Consider the following 20462-nt stretch of genomic DNA (forward strand, 5'->3'; position numbering starts at 1 on the left):
AATATTTTAGAAGATGATTAAAAGAACGCGTGCAGAAATTAGCAAATGTATTATTCATAAAGTTGCTAATAAATACAATAGTGGCCAAAATGCTTTTTCAGAAAGCTTAGTTCGTTTCGATGAAGAAAGCTACGAATTACTGATGCCTTTTTTATTAAAAAATTTTGGTACAGTAACACAAAGTTATCGTTTTAACCATCATGCTGATGTTCGTTTAAACGAGATTAACAAATACACTTCTGATATTTTTGAAGATGAAAACACCTTTATCGAGCACTCTAAAAACATTGTAAATCACTTATACGAACAATCGAATTCTGCCAATATAAAAACAGGTGATGTTTTGGTAGTTTATTTTGAAGGTATCGAATATAAAGACATATTAACCGAAGCTGTTGGTGTTTTTAAAATTGAAAGTAAAGTAGATTTTTTACAAACTTATTTAGATGATGATAGTTTTGATGTAGTGGTTCAGAAAGGAATTTCAACTAAAAAGTTAGACAAAGGATGTTTAATTGTAAATTCTTCGGATACTGAAGGAACCGTAATTTTATCAGTAGATAATAATAATTATGATGCCCAATATTGGATTAAAAATTTCTTAAACGCAAAATTTGCCGATGATCGTAATTTACATACTCAAAATTATTTAGAAATGTGTAAAGATTTTTCTGAAGAAATTATAAAGCCTGAATTCGGAAAACAAGAACAAAGTAATTTCTTAGCCAGTACAGTTGATTATTTTAAGGAACATGAAAACGTAGATTATCATGGTTTTAAAGAAGAAATTTTTGAGGATGAAAAGCATAAAGGCATGTTTGAAGACTACAAAAAACATTTTGAAGGCTTGAATGATGTTTTAATCCGTAATAACTTTGAAGTTTCAGACGCAGTATTAAAAAAAGAAAAAAGCAAGTTTAAAACTGAATTTAAACTCGACACTAATATTTTAATTAAAATTGACATAGACGCTCCTGATGCCTCTTCAGAATATCTAGAACAAGGTTATGATGAGGAGAAAAAAATGAAATATTACAAGGTATTTTACAATACTGAAAAATAAGAATTAAAAAAGGGAACGTTTTAAAACGTTCCCTTTTTTAATTCTTATTTTCTAATGTCATTCTAAACTTATTTCAGAATCTCATCGTTCGATTCTTACTCCTTCTCTGCCATTTTCTTTACATAATCGGTAATTATAACAATCTGAGTAGGTCCTACTTTACCTTCAATATAATTAGCATTTTCATGATCTAAAGAAATTCTACGAACAGCCGTACCCTGTTTAGCAACCATGCTAGAACCTTTTACTTTTAAATCTTTAATCAATACTACAGAATCTCCTGCTTGTAAAATTACTCCGTTTGCATCTCTGTGAATTATTTTTTCACTTTCATCTAAATGATCTCCACTTTCTTTAGCATAACGCAAATCGTCGTCTTCTAAATACAACATATCTAACAAATCTTGCGGCCAACCTTCTTTACGAAGTCTAGACAACATTCTCCAAGCAACAACTTTTACCGCTCTGTACTCGCTCCACATACTATCATTTAAACAACGCCAATGGTTTGTTTCTGTTTTTTCAACATCTTCAATTTGTTCAACACAAGTATCACAAGCTAATAAGCTACCATCAACACCACCAATAGCCATTGGTTTAACTTCATAAATTGATAAATTATCTTTTGAAGCACATAACTCACATTGATTTCCACTTCTATCTTGTAATTCTTCTAATAAACTCATTCTTTTAATCTATAAATTAAGGTCTGTAAAAATACATTTTTATTTTATCTTTATAGGATGCATTTAGAAAGTGAAAGATTAATTATACGAGAAGCAAAAATAAGCGATGCTGCTTTTTATTTCGATTTATTTAATGATCCAGATTGGTTAAAATATATAAGCGACAAAAATTTAAAATCAGTTAAAGAAACTGAAAACTATTTAGAAGATCTTCTACTTAAAAACTCTAAACTAGGGGGATTAGGTTTTTTTACCGTAATTTTAAAAGAAACCAACCAACCTATTGGTGCTTCAACGGCATTAAAAAGAGACAAATTAGAATTTGTTGATATAGGTTATGGACTTCTGCCTAAAGGAAGAGGTAAAGGTTATGCTACTGAAGCTACCAAATTAATTATTGAATATGTTCGAACTAAATTTAAGCAAGAAAAAGTATTCGCTTTTACGATGCCAAAAAATGAAGCATCTCAGAAACTTTTAAGAAATCTAGATTTTGATTACATTGGTTTACAACGTATTTTTGATGATAGTGAAGATAGCGTTTTCGAATATATTTTTTAAAATAGATGGCTTTTAATTATAGTCATATAAAAAAAGCCTAGAAGATTAAATCTTCCAGGCTTTTTTATAATCTATTTTCTAAAAGGAAAAAGTTAATCTTCTAAATACAACTCAATTAATCCTTTTGGCGTTTCTACTTCAATTGTTTTATTCTCTCGATCAACTTTTTTAATAAAGTCATCAATCATAGGAATAAAAACTTCGGTATCTCCGTTTTCAATTTCAAAAAGAGGTTGCGCTGCTTTATCATTTATATAAGCTAAAGTACCTACCTCTCCGTAATTTCTATCAATAATCGTAAAACCTATAACCTCATGGTAATAAAATTTATTTCCAGTAAGTTTTGGCAGTAAATTTAAAGGCAAATAAATTCCTGCTCGCATAATAGCATCAGCATCTTGCTCGGTATCTACATCTTCAAATTTTACACGAAACATAGTGCTTTTACTTAACGAAGATTTTTCAATAAAAAAAGGAACCAGATTATTGCCTAAATCGACAAAAACTGATTCCAAATTTTCGTAAAGATCGGGTTCATCTGTGTCTAACTTAATAACCACTTCACCCTTAAAACTATGTTTTTTAACGATTTTGCCAAGATAAAAACACTCTTCTTTTTGCATCATCATTGTAGTACAGTTTTTTATTCTTCGCTATCTGCTCCGTTATCTGCAGCTACTTCTTCACTATCTGCAACAGGTGCAGCAGGAGTATTAGCAGCAATACGTGCAGCGTTTACAGCTTTTTCAGCTTCTAAAGCTTTTGCTTTTGCATCAGCATCTGCCTTTGCCAAACCATCAACTTTACCAGCAACTAAACCATTTTTTTCCTCTAACCAAGCTGCAAATTTAGCATCTGCTTGTTCTTGTGTTAAAGCTCCTTTTTTAACTCCACCAGCTAAATGATTCTTTAATAAAACACCTTTATAAGATAAAATGTTTCTTGCAGTATCAGTTGGTTGAGCTCCTTTTTGTAACCATTCTACAGCTGTATCAACATCTAAGTCAATTACTGCTGGGTTAGTGTTAGGGTTGTACGTTCCGATTTTTTCTAAATAACGACCATCTCTTTTTGATCTTGAATCAGCAGCTACTACCCAGTAAAAAGGTTTTCCTTTTTTACCGTGTCTTTGTAATCTAATTTTTACAGGCATAATTTTTAATTTTTAAGGTACGCGACCTTGATTATTAACAAATCTTATCATCTCGTGATAAGTGGGCGCAAATGTATAGCTTTTTTTTTATTAAAAATTAAAAACGTAACATTATTGCAATAAAAAAGAGCCTGAAAAACAAGCTCTTAAGAAAATTTTGGTGAGTTTAGATATTATAATACTCTAACATCAACTGCGTTTAAACCTTTTTTTCCTTCTTTAAGGTCAAACTCTACTGTATCACCTTCTCTAATCTCATCGATTAAACCTGATACATGTACAAAATACTCTGTGTTTGATCCTGACTCAGTAACAAATCCAAAACCTTTAGATTCGTTAAAGAACTTTACTGTTCCTTCTTTCATTGTAAAAAAATATTATATTTAATAAAGTGCAAAGATACTTCTATAATTCGATTCTTAATTAATTTTATATCAATAATACTAAAACTTAACATCTACGTAACAATAGATTATGTGTTTCTATAGATTATAAAACCTAAAAACACGCTATACATCCGTTAATAACTTCTATTAAAAACAACACAAATTCTTCGTATTTTTACACTTTGCTAACACCTAAACGCTTCAATAAAACACTCTAGATGTATTTAATTTTTGATACTGAAACCACCGGATTACCTAAAAGTTGGAACGCTCCTATTACCGATACTAATAATTGGCCTAGAGCAACACAAATTGCTTGGCAATTACATGATGAATTAGGTAATTTAATTGAGCATAATGATTTTTTAATTCAACCAGACGGATTTAACATTCCGTATGATGCTGAGAGAATTCATGGTATTTCTACCGATTTAGCACAAGAACAAGGAATTGAACTTTCTGAAGGTTTAGCTTTATTTAATGAAGCCTTAAGTAAAACAAAATTTATCGTTGGGCAAAATCTTGCTTTCGATATTAATATTATGGGATGTGAATTCCATCGTTTAGGTGTTGATAACAACTTAACAAAACTGCCAATATTAGATACCTGTACCGAGCATACAGCAAAAATGTGTCAGATTCCTGGTGGTCGTGGTGGTAAATTTAAATTACCAACATTAACCGAATTACACCAACATTTATTTGGTGACGGTTTTGGAGATGCACACAACGCAACTGCCGATGTAGAAGCAACAACACGATGTTTTTTAGAATTAATTCGTTTACGCCAGTTTACCAAAGAACAACTTCAGGTTACTGATGATTATTTTGATCGTTACACTCAAAACAACCCGAGCGTTACTCAAATAATTGGGTTAAATCACTTAAATCTTAAAAGAGAAAGTGAAAAAATTCGCGCTAGAAAAGAAAAAGCAAAAGGTGACACAACAACAATAAGTACTAATGAAGGTTTAGCTGAGTTAAAAGATAGCCAATTTGCCCACCTTCATAATCACACACAATATTCTGTTTTACAATCTACCATACAAATTGGTGCTATTGTAAATGCTGCCGCAAAAGATAACATGTCGGCAGTAGCAATGACCGATACAGGTAATATGATGGCTGCTTTTCATTTTGTACAAGCAGTTTTAAATCAGAATAAAGCTGTTGATTCGGCTAATATTCAAGCAATAGAAAAAGGAGAAGAACCTACGCAACAACCTTTAAAACCAATTGTTGGTTGTGAATTTAATATTTGTAACGATCACACTAATAAAAGTCAGAAAGACAACGGTTACCAAGTTGTTTTATTGGCTAAAAATAAAAAAGGATATCACAACTTAGCAAAAATGTCGTCTATTGCTTTTGTTGATGGTTTTTATTATATACCAAGAATTGATAAAAAAATAGTAGAACAATATAAAGAAGACATTATTGTACTTACAGGTAGTTTGTACGGTGAAGTGCCAAGTAAAATATTAAACGTTGGTGAAGCGCAGGCTGAAGAGGCCTTACTTTGGTGGAAAGAACAATTTGGCGATGATTTATATATTGAATTAATGCGCCACAATCAAGAAGACGAGAAGGTTGTTAACGAAACACTTTTAAAGTTTTCTAAAAAGCATAACGTAAAAACAGTTGCATCAAACAACACTTTTTATTTAAGCAAAGAAGATGCAAATGCACACGATATTTTATTATGTGTAAAAGACGGAGAAAAACAGGCAACACCCATAGGAAGAGGCCGCGGTTATCGTTATGGTTTACCAAACGACGAGTACTACTTTAAATCATCCGAAGAGATGAAAACTTTATTTGCCGATCTTCCTGAAGCAATTATCAATATTCAGGAAATTGTAGATAAAATAGAGCCTTATACTTTAGCACGTGATGTTTTATTACCCGCTTTTGATATTGCTGATGAGTTTAAAGATGAAAAAGATAAAGAAGATGGTGGTAAAAGAGGTGAAAACAATTTTTTACGTCATTTAACCTATGTAGGAGCCAAAAAACGATACGGTGAAATTACCGAAAGCATTAAAGAACGTTTAGATTTTGAATTATCAGTAATTGAAAAAACAGGATATCCGGGATACTTCTTAATTGTTGAAGATTTTATCCGCGAAGCAAGAAACATGGATGTAGCAGTTGGTCCCGGACGTGGATCTGCAGCAGGGTCTGTAGTTGCCTATTGTTTATGGATTACCAATATAGATCCTATTAAATACGATTTACTTTTTGAGCGTTTCTTAAATCCAGAACGTGTATCAATGCCCGATATTGATATTGATTTTGATGATGAAGGGCGTGGTCGTGTAATGGATTATGTTATTAATAAATACGGTGCCAACCAAGTAGCACAAATTATTACCTATGGTACCATGGCAGCAAAATCTTCTATTAGAGATACTGCTCGTGTTTTAGATTTACCACTTTTTGAAGCCGATAGAATTGCCAAGTTGATTCCTGGAATGAAGCTGAAGAAAATATTCTCTTTGGATGAAAAAACCTTAAAGGAAAAACTTCGTGCTGAAGAAATAGAATTAGTAAACGAACTAAAAAGACTTTCTAACGGAAATGATTTAATGGCAGAAACCATTAATAAGGCTCGGATTTTAGAAGGTTCTGTTCGTAACACTGGTATTCATGCCTGTGGTGTAATTATTACCCCAGATGATATTACCAAATTCGTACCCGTTGCATTAGCCAAAGATTCTGACATGTATGTAACTCAGTTCGACAATTCGGTTGTTGAAGATGCTGGTTTACTAAAAATGGATTTCTTGGGATTAAAAACGCTAACCTTAATTAAGGACACCGTTAAAATTGTAAAAGCACGACATGATGTACTTTTAGATCCTGAGACCTTTCCGTTAGATGATGTAAAAACTTATGAACTTTTCCAAAGAGGAGAAACTGTTGGTATTTTTCAATATGAATCTCCGGGAATGCAAAAACACATGAGATCTTTAAAACCTACCGTTTTTGAAGATTTAATTGCCATGAATGCATTGTATCGTCCAGGACCAATGGAATATATTCCTTCTTTTATCCGAAGAAAACACGGAGACGAAGAAATTGAGTACGATTTACCAGCCATGGAAGAATACCTAGCCGAAACATACGGAATTACCGTATACCAAGAGCAGGTAATGTTACTTTCTCAGAAGTTAGCTGATTTCACTAAAGGTGAAGCCGATGTTTTACGTAAAGCAATGGGTAAAAAACAAATTGCGGTTCTAGATAAAATGAAACCTAAGTTTGTTGAACAAGCAATTGCAAACGGACATGATGCTAAAAAACTAGAGAAAATTTGGACAGATTGGGAAGCATTCGCATCCTACGCCTTTAACAAATCACACTCTACTTGTTATGCTTGGATTGCTTATCAAACTGCGTATTTAAAGGCCCATTATCCTGCTGAATATATGGCAGCTGTTCTTTCGAATAATATGAACGATATTAAATCGGTTTCGTTTTTTATGGAAGAATGTAAACGTGCCGGAATTACTGTTTTGGGTCCTGATGTAAATGAATCTTTTTCTAAATTCTCAGTAAATAAAGAAGGCGCTATTCGTTTCGGAATGGCAGCAATTAAAGGTGTTGGTGGTCTTGCCGTAAAATCTATTATTAATGAGCGCGAAGAGAATGGTCACTTTTCTTCTGTTTTTGATATGGCAAAACGAGTTGATTTACGTGTAGCTAACAAAAAAGCATTTGAAGGCTTAATTTTAGCCGGGGGTTTCGATTCTTTTACAAATACACACAGAGCACAATATTTTGTAGAGGATGAAAAGAATCAGAAATTTATAGAAAAAGCATTGCGTTTTGGTAACAAATATCAAGAAAATCAGAATTCTTCTCAGGTTTCTTTATTTGGTGGAGCTTCTGAAGAAGAAATGCCAGAACCAATTATTCCTACTTGTGATACTTGGGCAACCATGGAACTGTTAGGTAAAGAAAAAGAAGTGGTAGGTATTTATATTTCTGCCCATCCGTTAGATGATTTTAAAAACGAATTAAAATTTTGCAACGCCGCACTATCTAATTACAACGATTTACCTAAATACGAAGGCATGGCTTTATCTTTCGGTGGTATTGTAACCGACGTACAGCATCGTATATCAAAAGCAGGAAAAGGTTGGGCTACATTTTTTATTGAGGATTATAGTGAAAATTTCGAGTTTAGAATTTTTGGTGAAGAATATCTTCGTTTTAAACACTTTTTGGTTCCTAATTCTTTCTTGTTTGTAAAAACAATGGTAAAACCAGGTTGGACAAACAAAGAAGGTGTAAAAGGTGAACCAAGAGTCAGCTTTAACGAGTTTTTGTTACTTCATGACATTATGGATAAAATGTGTAAAAAAATAACCATAAAGATGCCTTTACAAGACGTAAAAGAAAACAGAATTAAAGATTTACAGCATTTATTTGCTACTAATAGAGGATCCCAAAATTTACATTTTACTATTTGGGATACCGAAGAAAAAATAGAGCTGAGTTTACCAAGCAGAAATACTAAAATTAAAATTTCTAATGAATTTTTAAAGTTATTGGATGAGCAACATATTAATTATAAATTGAATTAAAAATGCTTTCTAAACATCTTAACAGTGATGCTTTATTAGTAAACGCAGTTAATGAAAAATTGTATGTAAACTTAATTATTCAGCTAAATAAGGATTTTAGCTTAGCTAATTTAGCGATTAATTTAAACGAAAATAGCACACCAACTACATTAAAAGAGGAGTTAAGAAAAGTAATAAAACATTTAATTCTGACGGATTTAAACAGCTATAAAAACCTTTTATATATTGTTGATATTCCTGAAGTAATGACTTATAAAAAAGAAGCATCAAATATTGACACCTATACCGAAAGTATTGCCTTTTTAATATTAAAAAGAGTTTGGAAAAAAGTATGGTTTCGGGCTAATTATTCTAATTAGTTATTTCTCTAAGAAGTGTAAAATAATTTCACTCACTTTTTCTAATTCAGCAGATAACTGAGTTTCATTCCAAGGATGTTTTACATTAAAAACATGATCTGCTCCTTCAATAACTTGTAGTTTACTTTTAGGATTCCATTCATGCAGTTCTTTTGCTTCATTAATAGAGATTGAAGTGTCATTATCTCCATGGATAATTAAATGTGGAATCTTTAATTCTTCTTCAGCGTCTTTGATGCTAAGGCGTTCTTCATTATCTTTAAAATCAGTATAAAACTGATAATAATGTGGCATTTGTTGCTTCGTTCTTCCGTTTACGACATACTTAACACCAGATTCTTTCCATTCTTTTAAATCTCCAATAGTTGCAGTACGTTTAGCAAAATCACTAACACTTGCTAATGTAACCAGTTTTGTGATTCTAGTATCTTCTGATGCTTTTATTATTGCAATACCTCCTCCTCTGCTATGGCCAATTAAGTTGATAGCACTTGTGTTAACATTATCGTTCTCTTTAAAATAAGAAGACACCCAATCCAACACATCATGTAAATCATCCAATTCTTTGGTGTAATTATTATTCCCGAAAGCTTCTAAATCTGGAAAATCAATAGGGTTTTCTATAGTTCCTCCGTTATGAGAGAAGTTAAATTTAACAAAGCAAAATCCTACATTAGCAAAATATTCAGCCATTAAATTCCAAGCTCCCCAATCTTTAAAACCTTTATACCCATGACAAAAAACAACAATCGATTGATTACTCTTTTCTCTTGAAGAAAACACATCAATTAAAATAGATTTTTTATCAACTCTATCTAGAACTATGTTCTTTTTGATTTCCATAATAGGAGTTATTCTAATTAGTCAATTCTCTAAATAAGCTTTCTAAATTTTTATTTTCGGTATTTAAGCCAAGTATTTTTAAACCGTTTTCTTGCGCAAAATCGAAAATTACTGGGCGCATATCTTCCGTCGTTTCAAAAGTAAGTATCCAGTTATTTTCTACTGTATTTTTATAATAAACAATATTTGGCAAACGCTGTATAAATTGTTCTTCTAACTTATAATCAAACGTAACTTTAATTGTTTGTTCCTTGCTTGTTTTAAGTTCAGAAATTGATTTATCAATAACCAGCTCCCCCTTATTAATAATGATTACTCGATCGCAAACCGCCTCTACCTCTTGCATAATATGTGTAGATAATAAAACTGTTTTATTCTTCCCGAGCTCTTTAATCAACTCACGAATTTCAACCAATTGATTCGGGTCTAAACCTGTAGTTGGCTCATCTAAAATTAACACTTCTGGGTCGTGTAAAATAGCAGCTGCTAATCCCACTCTTTGACGGTACCCTTTTGAGAGTTGCCCTATTTTTTTATGTGATTCAATCGTTAATCCTACTTTTTCAATTACCTCAGCAATACTCTTTTTTTCAACTTTATAAATTGCTGCTTGAAACTGTAAATACTCTCGCACATACATATCTAAATACAACGGATTATGTTCTGGTAAATACCCTATTTTCTTCTGTGCTTCTATAGGTTTTTTAACAACGTCTATTCCGCTTACAAAAACAGTTCCTTCACTTGGCTGAATAAATCCGGTTAAGATTTTCATGGTGGTAGATTTCCCTGCTCCGTTTGGACCTAAAAACCCAACTATTTCTCCTTTTTTGGCTTCAAAAGAAATATCATTGACTGCTTTTTGTGTTCCGTAAATTTTGGATATAGAAGTAAGTTGTATTGACATATTTTTATCAAGTGAGGTTCTGATATAAAATCAGAATAACGTAAATTATCGTGTCTCTTCGAGCGCAGTCGAGAAGTGTTTTTTTATAAGGTCTCGATTGCGCTCGACCTGACATTTAAAAACCGCTTATTTTCTTTTGTAAGAAATAAAACTGTAATCATATATATTTTTTTCATCTGCTTGAAAATCTTCTCGTGATACTTGTTTCCAAATATCTAAATCGATTGTTGGGAAAAAAACATCAGCTTCAAAACCGTGATGAACAATAGTAATATCTAATTGATCAACCAATCCTTTTTCGATGGCTTGTTTATAAATTTGGGCACCGCCAATTATAAAAACATCCGATGCCGATTTTGATAACTCGATCGCTTCTTCAATTGAGTTTGCTACTAAACATCCATCTTTAAAGTAATCATCATTCCTCGTTATAATAACCGATGTGCGATTAGGTAATGGCTTTCCAATACTTTCAAAAGTATTACGTCCCATTAAAATATGATGCCCTGAAGTAACTTTTTTAAACCGTTTTAAATCGGCAGGAAGGTGCCAAATTAAATCGTTATCTTTTCCTAAAGCATTGTTATTTGCTATTGCAGCAATTATTGTAATCATAAATTGTATTTAATGAATAGCTAAACACTTTTTGCCCATTCTTTAATATAACTTGTTAAATCTCTTTTACTTGTAGTTGCTTCACCTAAAACATCTGTTTTTATATTATCAACTAAGGTTTTAATTGCTTCTAAAACTTTTGCATCATTAATATCAGCTATTTTATCATAGAGGGAATCTTTTAAAACATCAACATTTGTAGTCATTTTATATCTTTTTAGGTTCTTATTACAAAGCTACTAAAGAAATTATAAAAAATAATGTTAAATTATACTGCTACAGTTCCTTTAATATGTGGATGTGGGTTGTAACCTACTAATTCGAAATCTTCAAAAGTAAAGTCTTCGATGTTTTTAATATCAGGATTCATTTTCATTTTTGGTAATACTCTCGTTTCTCGAGACAATTGTAATTCTAATTGCTCGATATGGTTACTATAAATATGTGCATCTCCAAAAGTATGAATAAACTCCCCAGCCTCATAACCACAAACCTGAGCAATCATCATTGTAAATAAAGCATATGAAGCAATATTAAACGGAACGCCTAAAAAGATATCGGCACTTCGTTGATATAACTGACATGATAATTTTCCGTCGGCTACATAAAACTGAAAAAATGCATGACACGGTGGTAAAGCTGCTTTATCGTTAGCAACGTTTTCTGAAAATGATTTTGAAGTATCTGGCATTACAGAAGGATTCCAAGCAGAAACTAACATTCTGCGACTGTTTGGATTCGTTTTTAGCGTTTCAATAACATCTTTTAATTGATCAATTTCATCACTGTTCCAATTACGCCATTGATGACCATAAACAGGTCCTAAATCGCCATTTTCATCAGCCCAAGAATTCCATATTTTAACGCCATTTTCTTGTAAATACTTAATATTTGTATCTCCTTTTATAAACCAAAGCAACTCATAGATAATCGATTTTAAGTGTAACTTTTTAGTGGTTACCATCGGAAAACCTTCTCTTAAATCAAATCTCATTTGGTGACCAAAAACACTTTTTGCTCCCGTTCCCGTTCTATCACCCTTCTTGTTTCCGTTTTCTAAAACGTGCTTTACTAAATCTAGATATTGCTTCATCTTCTACTTTTGATTTCTGTAAAAATAAAAAAGCTTCAACATTTAATGCTGAAGCTTTTCAAATTTATATTAATAAGTTATTAACTATTTAGTTCTCTGTGGCGACTCGCCACTACCCTATTATCATACCTGCAATTGTAGCCGACATTAAAGAAGCTATTGTTCCACCGATTAACGCTTTCATTCCGAATTCTGATAATATTTTACGTTGCCCTGGTGCTAATGAACCAATACCACCTATTTGAATACCTATTGATGCAAAATTTGCAAATCCACACAACATATAAGTTGCCATAATAATAGACTTATTATACGTTAAATGCGTTGCGCTTGCCACATTTTTAAGTTCAGCTAATTGAATATAACCAACAAATTCACTTGCCGCTAATTTAATACCTAACAACTGCCCCATTAAAGCCATATCTTCTTTTGCCACACCAATTAACCACATTAAAGGTGCAAAAATATACCCTAAAATTGCTTCTAAAGAAAACTTAGCGTAGCTTGTGTTTTCAGCCATCCAAGTGTTTAGCGATGTAATATCTCCTACCCAACCTAAAACTCCGTTTATCATTGCTATAAAGGCAATAAATACTAATAACATTGCTGCAACATTCATTGCTAATTGCAAACCTTCTGTTGTTCCGTTTGCTATTGCATCTAAAATATTAGATCCTATTTTTTCTGATGAAACTTGCACATCTGTATTTACTTCTTCTGTTTGAGGATACAATATTTTAGAAATAATAATTGCTCCTGGCGCAGCCATTACTGATGCTGCTAATAAATGTTTTGCGTACATTAATCTTAAGACTTCGTCTTCCCCTCCTAAGAAGCCAATATAAGCTGCTAAAACTGCTCCAGCAACAGTAGCCATTCCACCAATCATCACCAAAAGCATTTCAGATTTATTCATCTTCTCTAAATATGCTTTAATCAATAAAGGTGCTTCTGTTTGCCCTAAGAAAATATTTCCTGCAACAGATAAACTTTCTGCTCCAGATATTTTTAATCCTTTTGATAATAACCAAGCTAATCCTTTCACCACTTTCTGAATCAATCCTAAATAGAATAAAAGAGACGTTAATGCTGAAAAGAATATAATAGTTGGTAATACTTGAAAAGCAAATATAAATCCAAAAGATCCCATGTCAGCTACCAACCCACTAAATAGGAATTCACTTCCAGCTCGTGTAAAATCTAATACACTTACAAACAATCCTCCAATCCATTCAAAAACTTTTTGTACAAAAGGTATTTTTAAGACTCCAATAGCTATTATTAACTGAAAAGCTAATCCTAAACCAACAGTTTTCCAATCAATTCCTTTTCTATTTGAACTAAACAAAAAGGCGATAATTAATAAAGACAGCATCCCTAAAACACCTCTCCATAAACTCTGCATAGAAAATCCTTGGCTTTTCACAATTCCATCAACATCAGAACTTACTTCTTGAACTTTACCAACAACAGCTACAGTTTCTGTCTTTGACGTAAACTTATACAATACATTCTTCTCTGATAATATTAATACATTATCTGCTAGCTCAACCACATTATAATAACGAACCGTATCATTAGGTTGTTTGTGATTGAAAATTAATAAGTTATTTTGATGAATATAGTTTCCCGAAGCTTGTAAACTATCTTTAGCTACCAAAGAATAATTAAAATATCCTTTAGTTAAGTTTAAAACGTCTGATGGGTTTATGGCTACTACCGAATTACCATCAGTAGTAGTAATCGATGAAAAATTCCACTTTTTCTCTATGCTCTGACCAAAAGTTAGTATTGATGCACAAAGCATTATGAAAGTAAATAATTTCTTCATTTTATATATTTTATTAAGAACGTTTGCTTATTTCGTCGCGAATTTCTGCTGCTAACTCATAATCTTCATTAACTACAGCTTCATTAAGTTGTTCGTGTAATTCTTGTAAAGGTAAATGTGAATAGCCTTTGGATTCTTCTATGTCTTCTAGATCTTCTTCTAGAGAGAATTCTATTCCGTCAGACTCTAGATCTTCTTCTATAATTAATTCCTCATCTAATTTTAAATAAACACCTGCTTTATCTAAAATATTTTCATATGTAAAGATGGGTGCTTGAAAACGCACTGCTAATGCAATTGCATCAGAAGTACGAGTATCGATAACCTCCTCTACTCCTTCTCGTTCGCAAATTAAACTAGAATAAAAAACACCATCAACCAGCTTATGAATAATAACTTGGGTTACTTTGATAGAGAATTTATCAGAAAATGTTTTAAATAAATCGTGTGTAAGTGGTCTTGGTGGTCGAATTTCTTTCTCTAAAGCAATTGCTATAGATTGTGCTTCGAATGCTCCAATAATAATAGGGAGTGTTCTTGTACCTTCCATTTCACTCAGCACTAATGCATAAGCTCCACTTTGAGTTTGGCTATACGAAATCCCTTTAATAGTTAGTTTTATTAAACTCATGTACAATTATAAAATAACAAAAAGCTGTCTAATTTTAGGCTCTACGCTTCAAATTTAGACAGCCTTCTTAAGTGGGCACAATTTACTAAAAATTATGAGTTGAACTCTAATTTCTATAAAAAAGAAAATTTACCCACCAAAATTATGCTTGTTTAAAAGCTTTTAATTTTTCTACCAACTGAGGTACTACTTCAAAAGCATCACCAACAATTCCGTAATCTGCAGCCTTAAAGAAAGGAGCCTCTGGATCTGTGTTAATAACTACTTTTACTTTTGATGCATTAATACCTGCTAAGTGCTGTATTGCTCCCGAAATACCAATGGCAATATATAAGTTTGATGCTACTGGTTTACCGGTTTGTCCTACATGTTCACTATGAGGACGCCATCCTAAATCAGATACTGGCTTAGAACATGCTGTTGCAGCTCCTAAAACAGTCGCTAACTCTTCAATCATTCCCCAGTTCTCTGGGCCCTTCATACCACGACCAGCAGAAACAACGATATCAGCATCTGCAATAGTTACTGTACCACTAGCTTTACTAATACTTTCTGATTTTACTCCTAACTCAGGTAAAGTTGCATCAAAGCTTTCTGTTGATCCGCTTACTGCATTTTCGTGAGCTCCGTATGAATTCTTTGCTACTCCAACTACTTTTTTCTCTGTTGAGATTTCAGTATTATTAAATCCTTTGTTTGAAAAAGCTTTTCTTTTTACAACAAACGGACTAACACTTGCTGGCAAAGCAACAACATTAGATGCATATCCTGCTTCTAAAGCCACAGCAACTAAAGGAGCTACCGTAAAACCATCAATACTAGAATCTATGATTACAGTATTTGCTGATTTTGATTCTGCAACTTGCTTAATAATAGAAGCGTATGCTTTTGCATTAAAAGATGCTACATCATTTTTTACTTCAATTACTTTTTCTGCTCCGTATGCATATAATTCAGAAGCATCTCCTCCGTTGATCGTTAACACCAACATATCGCTTCCTAATTGTTCTGCTACTTTTTTTCCGTATGAAACTACCTCGAAAGCAGTTTTTTTAAATTTTCCTTCCGATGCATCGGCAAAAACTAATACAGACATATTTTTATATTTTTTTATGTTATCGCGAGAAAAAATAATTTCTTAAAAATCACTTCACTTTATTCGCAACAACGGGGTTTTAAATCTTACTATTAAATTGCTTTTGCTTCGTTGTGTAACAAGTCGATTAATTCATCAACAGTATCAACTAACTTTACAGCTCCTTTTTCGGCAGGCTTCTCAAAATTCTGAGTAGCAGTACTTGCAGCAACACCTGTTGGTTCTACTACAGCTAAAGGTTTTTTACGAGCCATCATAATTCCACGCATATTTGGTATACGTAAATCTTTCTCCTCTACCAACCCTTTTTGCCCAGCAATTACCATTGGTAAAGTTGAAGAAACTTTCTCTTCTCCTCCATCAATCTCTCTACTTAATGTAACATTGGCCCCATCTACTTCAGCTCCAACACAAGCATTTACAAAGTTAAAATCTACTAAAGACGCTAACATTCCTGGTACCATTTGCCCATTATAATCAGCTGATTCTTTTCCGGCTAAAACCAAATCGTAACCACCGCTTTTTACAACAGCAGCTAATTCTTTAGCAACCATAAAACCATCAGTAGGTTCTGCGTTTATACGAATTGCATCATCTGCACCAATAGCTAAAGCTTTACGCAAAGTTGGTTCTGTTGAAGCACCTCCAACATTTACAACAGTTACACTAGCGCCTTGCTTTTCTTTAAACCACATAGCACGAGTTAAACTAAACTCGTCATAAGGGTTTATAACATATTGAACTCCATTAGTATCAAACTTTGTATCGTTATCTGTAAAGTTGATTTTCGAAGTAGTATCAGGAACGTGACTGATACAAACTAATATTTTCATATATCGTTGTTTTTAAGAAACTTAATTTTGAACTACGAAGTTACGTCTTTTTTTGTAATTTACTATGCATGCATAGTAAATATTTTACTCTATCCATCTAATTATACACTAAAACCCAATAAACATAAGCAACCATTTGTTTAAGTTAAAAACCTATTTCTTATTTGTATTTTTATTATTTTTGCGTTCTTGATAAACAACTACTGATATAACGTATGAAAACAATACAATTTAGAGAGGCTATTTGCGAAGCTATGAGTGAAGAAATGCGAAGAGATGAAAGCATTTACTTAATGGGTGAAGAAGTAGCTGAATATAACGGAGCTTATAAAGCTTCAAAAGGGATGCTAGATGAGTTTGGTGAGAAAAGAGTTATTGATACTCCTATTGCTGAATTAGGTTTTGGTGGTATTGCAGTTGGATCTGCAATGAATGGAAATCGTCCTATTGTTGAATACATGACTTTTAACTTCTCTTTAGTTGGTATTGATCAAATCATTAACAATGCTGCTAAAATTCGTCAAATGAGTGGTGGACAATTAAATTGTCCTATTGTTTTTCGTGGCCCAACAGGTTCTGCTGGTCAATTAGGCGCTACACATTCACAAGCTTTTGAAAACTGGTTTGCAAACACACCAGGTTTAAAGGTTATCGTACCATCTAATCCTTACGATGCAAAAGGTTTATTAAAAGCAGCTATACGTGATGATGATCCAGTTATTTTTATGGAATCTGAACAAATGTATGGTGATAAAATGGAAGTTCCAGAAGGTGAATATATCATTCCTATTGGAGTTGCAGATATTAAAAGAGAAGGTACAGATGTAACGGTAGTTTCTTTTGGTAAAATTATTAAAGAAGCTTATAAAGCTGCGGATGAATTAGCTAAAGAAGGAATTTCTGTTGAAATTATCGACTTACGTACTGTTCGCCCGATGGATCATAATACAATTTTAAAATCTGTAAAGAAAACAAACAGATTAGTAATACTAGAAGAAGCATGGCCTTTCGGTAGTGTATCTTCAGAAATTACTTTTAGAGTACAAGACGAAGCTTTTGATTATTTAGATGCTCCGATAAAAAGAATTACTACTGCTGATACACCAGCACCATACTCACCAGTTTTATTAGCTGAATGGTTACCTAATGCGAGTGATGTTGTTAAAGCTGTTAAAGATGTTTTATATCTTAATAAGTAATAGAGAAATAAGAAATTAAAAAAAAAACAAAAATCCTTTTGACAAATGTCAAAAGGATTTTGCTGTATTAAAAAAAATGAAGAAATCACTCCTAATTCTACTTCTACTCATTACCAGTTCTTTATGTGCTCAAATCACATTAAAAGGTAAAGTTGTTGATGAATTTAACAACCCTATGCCCTACGTTAATGTATTTTTAAAAAACACAGTATTTGGAACAACCACTAACGATGATGGAACATTTTTTTTAAAAACAAAGAGATTTAGAGGTACTTTAGAAGTCTCTTTTATTGGTTTTCAAACACAGACTTTAAAAGTTAATAAAAAAACTAAATACTTAAATATTTCTCTTAAAGAAGAAGCTGATCAATTAGATGAGGTAATAATTGTTTCGAAACCTAAAAAACGATTAAAGAAAAAAGAGAATCCTGCTTATCGAATTTTAAAAGAAATCTGGAAGAGAAAACGAAAAAATGGCCTTGATTTAGTTGATAATTATCAATATAAGAGACAAAGCACTATTGAATTAGGTCTTAATAATTTAGATACTGTTTTCTTAAAAAACATTTTTAAAGACGAGTATCAAAAAACAATAGATAAAGTAAAGTATGATAGTGATGGTGTTAACTATTATATACCTATTTACTTAAACGAAGAAGTAGCTAACATATACGGAGATAATAAAAATGATAATATTAGAGAAGATATTGAGGCTGAAAAATCTGAAGGATTAGGAACCAAAGGTTTTGTTTTTGATAGAATGTCAAATACCTTTCAAGATGTTGATGTGTTTAAAAACAACATTACTTTATTAACAAAGTCTTTTACTAGTCCTTTATCTAGCGATGGTTTTGCTACTTATGACTATGTCCTTTATGACAGCATCGTTAAAAACAACAAAAAATCGTATAATATATACTTTTTTCCTATTAGGGATGGAGACTTAGCTTTTCAAGGGAACTTTTGGGTGTCAGATAAAACATTTTCTATCGAAAAAATAAAAATGAAAGTCCATAAAAGCATCAACCTAAACTTTGTTAGAGGCTTATCATTTGAAAAAGAATTTGAGGTAAGAAACGATAGCATTTACATACCCACTAAAAATGCTTATGTAGGTGATTTTACATTTCTTGACAAAAATGAAAGCAATAAAGGGTTAACAATTAAAAAAACAATTCTTTACAACGATTATATCTTAGACAAACCATTAGCTAAAGATTTTTACACACAAGAGATTGTAAAAATAAGACCCAACCAATATAAGAAAGAAGACTCCTATTGGAAATCAAAACAAAATGAAGAAAGCAACTCAACATATAATTTTATAAATATTGTCAAAGAAAAAAAACAGATTAAAAACATAACAGGCTTAATTAACACGGTTGCTAGTGGATTTATAAATACCCCAGCCGGAATTCAATTTGGACCATTATGGACAATTTTCGCCAACAACCAAGTAGAAGGCTTCAGAACTAAAATCGGCTTCAGAACCTTTAAATCTAAAGATGATCGTTTTCGTTTAGGTGGTCACTTAGCATATGGATTTAAAGACAAGGAATTTAAATACGGTTTAGAAGGTCGTTATCTATTATCATACAAACCAAGAATAGCAGTTGGATTGGCATACCAAAAAGATATAGAACAATTAGCAAGTGTTTTATTGAACACCACGCAACTTTTAGGTTCTTCTTTTGGTACCGATGCTTTATTTTCTAGAGGTGACAACTTCTTTTTATCGAAAGTTGAAAAAATTGCTACTAATTTCGATTATCAAATTAAAACCAACTTACATATAGGTCTTAATTTTTCACACGCAACTATAAAATCTGCATCTCCTAAAGATTTCTCGATGGACTATCGTGATGAAAGCGGAAACATTAAATCTAGAATCACCGATGTTGCTTCGGATCTTTATATTTCTTATACACCTGGTAGATTTGTATACGGGCTTGGTGTTGAAAGACGTTTTGGACGCAATATTTTTCCGACTTTAGTCTTAAATTACCGCAGAGGATACAAAGGAGTATTTAACGGGTCACATACCTACGATAAATTACAGTTTAAATACAACCAACCTATTCTTTTAAGTAAATTCGGAGTTTTAGATGCTACTCTAGAAGCAGGTAAAACATTTGGTACACTACCAATAGGTTTATTAAACGTAATACCAGCAAACCAAACATTATCATTAACAAAAAACACATTTGCCTTATTAAATTACTATGATTTTGTTACCGACTCTTATTTAGCGACACATTTCGAGCAGCATTTTAACGGCTTTATTTTAAACCGAGTTCCTTTATTAAAAAAACTTAAGCTACGTAGTTTGGCAACTTTTAGAGCTGCATACGGAACTATATCTAAAGAAAACAGAGCCATTAACGATGGTTTAGTAAATAGTAGTGGCGCTGCAAATATTAACTACAACACTCCTAACAAACTGTATTACGAATACAGTGTTGGTCTTGAAAATATTGGGTATGGTAACTTGCGTTTTTTACGTATAGATGCTATTTGGAGAAGTAATTACACACCTCCTACAGGCTCATTTGCTCCACCAACTCCGAAGTTCGCAATACGTATAGGAATTAAACCAGGCTTATAATCATTAGTT

Annotated in this window: 19 protein-coding genes; 6 read left to right on the forward strand and 13 right to left on the reverse strand. The window is 32.3% G+C overall.

Translation table 11 applies throughout. The features are described from left to right. The first annotated feature begins 13 nt into the window (after window positions 1-13). A complete protein-coding gene (locus AC28QF_RS06500) occupies window positions 14-1063 on the forward strand; it encodes a nucleoid-associated protein (RefSeq protein ID WP_488201087.1) in 1050 nt (349 codons plus the stop codon). Window positions 1064-1158: 95 nt separating this feature from the next. Here AC28QF_RS06500 and AC28QF_RS06505 read toward each other — a convergent pair whose 3' ends face one another. After that, window positions 1159-1749: a PhnA domain-containing protein gene (locus AC28QF_RS06505; protein WP_488201086.1), complete on the reverse strand. Its 591-nt coding sequence runs from the start codon at window positions 1747-1749 to the stop codon at window positions 1159-1161. A 57-nt stretch (window positions 1750-1806) separates the two neighbouring features. Here AC28QF_RS06505 and AC28QF_RS06510 point away from each other — a divergent pair, with 57 nt between their 5' ends. After that, window positions 1807-2310 (forward strand): GNAT family N-acetyltransferase, encoded by a 504-nt coding sequence (locus tag AC28QF_RS06510; protein WP_488201085.1) that lies wholly within the window; start codon window positions 1807-1809, stop codon window positions 2308-2310. A gap of 92 nt (window positions 2311-2402) precedes the next feature. Here the strand turns inward: AC28QF_RS06510 and rimM are convergent, their stop codons facing one another. From rimM to AC28QF_RS06525, 3 genes are all read right to left on the reverse strand, one after another. Then, window positions 2403-2933: a ribosome maturation factor RimM gene (gene rimM / locus AC28QF_RS06515; RefSeq protein WP_488201239.1), complete on the reverse strand. Its 531-nt coding sequence runs from the start codon at window positions 2931-2933 to the stop codon at window positions 2403-2405. A 20-nt stretch (window positions 2934-2953) separates the two neighbouring features. After that, the gene (locus AC28QF_RS06520; RefSeq protein ID WP_488201084.1) at window positions 2954-3463 is read right to left on the reverse strand and encodes a 30S ribosomal protein S16; all 510 of its coding nucleotides are present in this window, start codon (window positions 3461-3463) and stop codon (window positions 2954-2956) included. A 173-nt stretch (window positions 3464-3636) separates the two neighbouring features. Continuing rightward, window positions 3637-3828 carry a cold-shock protein gene (locus AC28QF_RS06525; RefSeq protein WP_260587001.1) on the reverse strand — a complete coding sequence of 64 codons (192 nt, stop codon included), beginning with the start codon at window positions 3826-3828 and terminating at the stop codon, window positions 3637-3639. Window positions 3829-4067: 239 nt separating this feature from the next. Between AC28QF_RS06525 and dnaE the strand changes: the two genes are divergently transcribed. After that, window positions 4068-8441, forward strand: coding sequence for a DNA polymerase III subunit alpha (gene dnaE, locus AC28QF_RS06530; RefSeq protein WP_488201083.1), 4374 nt, complete (start codon window positions 4068-4070; stop codon window positions 8439-8441). 2 nt (window positions 8442-8443) lie between these two features. Next, window positions 8444-8800: a hypothetical protein gene (locus AC28QF_RS06535; RefSeq protein WP_488201082.1), complete on the forward strand. Its 357-nt coding sequence runs from the start codon at window positions 8444-8446 to the stop codon at window positions 8798-8800. Here the strand turns inward: AC28QF_RS06535 and AC28QF_RS06540 are convergent, their stop codons facing one another. The 9 genes from AC28QF_RS06540 to AC28QF_RS06580 form a co-directional block, all read right to left on the reverse strand. Then, a complete protein-coding gene (locus tag AC28QF_RS06540) occupies window positions 8801-9643 on the reverse strand; it encodes an alpha/beta hydrolase family protein (RefSeq protein WP_488201081.1) in 843 nt (280 codons plus the stop codon). It lies immediately after the preceding gene. Window positions 9644-9656: 13 nt separating this feature from the next. Further along, window positions 9657-10550, reverse strand: coding sequence for a gliding motility-associated ABC transporter ATP-binding subunit GldA (gldA, locus tag AC28QF_RS06545; RefSeq protein ID WP_488201080.1), 894 nt, complete (start codon window positions 10548-10550; stop codon window positions 9657-9659). A 126-nt stretch (window positions 10551-10676) separates the two neighbouring features. Continuing rightward, the gene (locus tag AC28QF_RS06550) at window positions 10677-11165 is read right to left on the reverse strand and encodes a dihydrofolate reductase (protein WP_488201079.1); all 489 of its coding nucleotides are present in this window, start codon (window positions 11163-11165) and stop codon (window positions 10677-10679) included. Window positions 11166-11185: 20 nt separating this feature from the next. Continuing rightward, window positions 11186-11371 (reverse strand): hypothetical protein, encoded by a 186-nt coding sequence (locus tag AC28QF_RS06555; RefSeq protein WP_488201078.1) that lies wholly within the window; start codon window positions 11369-11371, stop codon window positions 11186-11188. A 62-nt stretch (window positions 11372-11433) separates the two neighbouring features. Beyond that, window positions 11434-12258: a thymidylate synthase gene (locus AC28QF_RS06560; protein WP_488201077.1), complete on the reverse strand. Its 825-nt coding sequence runs from the start codon at window positions 12256-12258 to the stop codon at window positions 11434-11436. Window positions 12259-12370: 112 nt separating this feature from the next. Next, window positions 12371-14089: a NupC/NupG family nucleoside CNT transporter gene (locus tag AC28QF_RS06565; protein ID WP_488201076.1), complete on the reverse strand. Its 1719-nt coding sequence runs from the start codon at window positions 14087-14089 to the stop codon at window positions 12371-12373. A 13-nt stretch (window positions 14090-14102) separates the two neighbouring features. Further along, window positions 14103-14720, reverse strand: a complete 618-nt coding sequence (locus AC28QF_RS06570) for a bifunctional nuclease family protein (protein WP_488201075.1) — start codon at window positions 14718-14720, stop codon at window positions 14103-14105. 142 nt (window positions 14721-14862) lie between these two features. Further along, window positions 14863-15816, reverse strand: a complete 954-nt coding sequence (locus AC28QF_RS06575; protein ID WP_488201074.1) for an electron transfer flavoprotein subunit alpha/FixB family protein — start codon at window positions 15814-15816, stop codon at window positions 14863-14865. Window positions 15817-15908: 92 nt separating this feature from the next. Continuing rightward, window positions 15909-16649, reverse strand: a complete 741-nt coding sequence (locus AC28QF_RS06580) for an electron transfer flavoprotein subunit beta/FixA family protein (RefSeq protein WP_488201073.1) — start codon at window positions 16647-16649, stop codon at window positions 15909-15911. Between the two features lie 215 nt (window positions 16650-16864). On the opposite strand from AC28QF_RS06580, the gene AC28QF_RS06585 reads away from it, so the two are divergent. Further along, entirely contained in the window at window positions 16865-17848 is a 984-nt protein-coding gene (locus AC28QF_RS06585; RefSeq protein ID WP_218772143.1) for a pyruvate dehydrogenase complex E1 component subunit beta, read from the forward strand. Window positions 17849-17924: 76 nt separating this feature from the next. Beyond that, window positions 17925-20453: a DUF5686 and carboxypeptidase-like regulatory domain-containing protein gene (locus tag AC28QF_RS06590; protein ID WP_488201072.1), complete on the forward strand. Its 2529-nt coding sequence runs from the start codon at window positions 17925-17927 to the stop codon at window positions 20451-20453. Window positions 20454-20462 lie beyond the last annotated feature (9 nt).

The organism is Tenacibaculum sp. M1.3A (assembly GCF_057732375.1).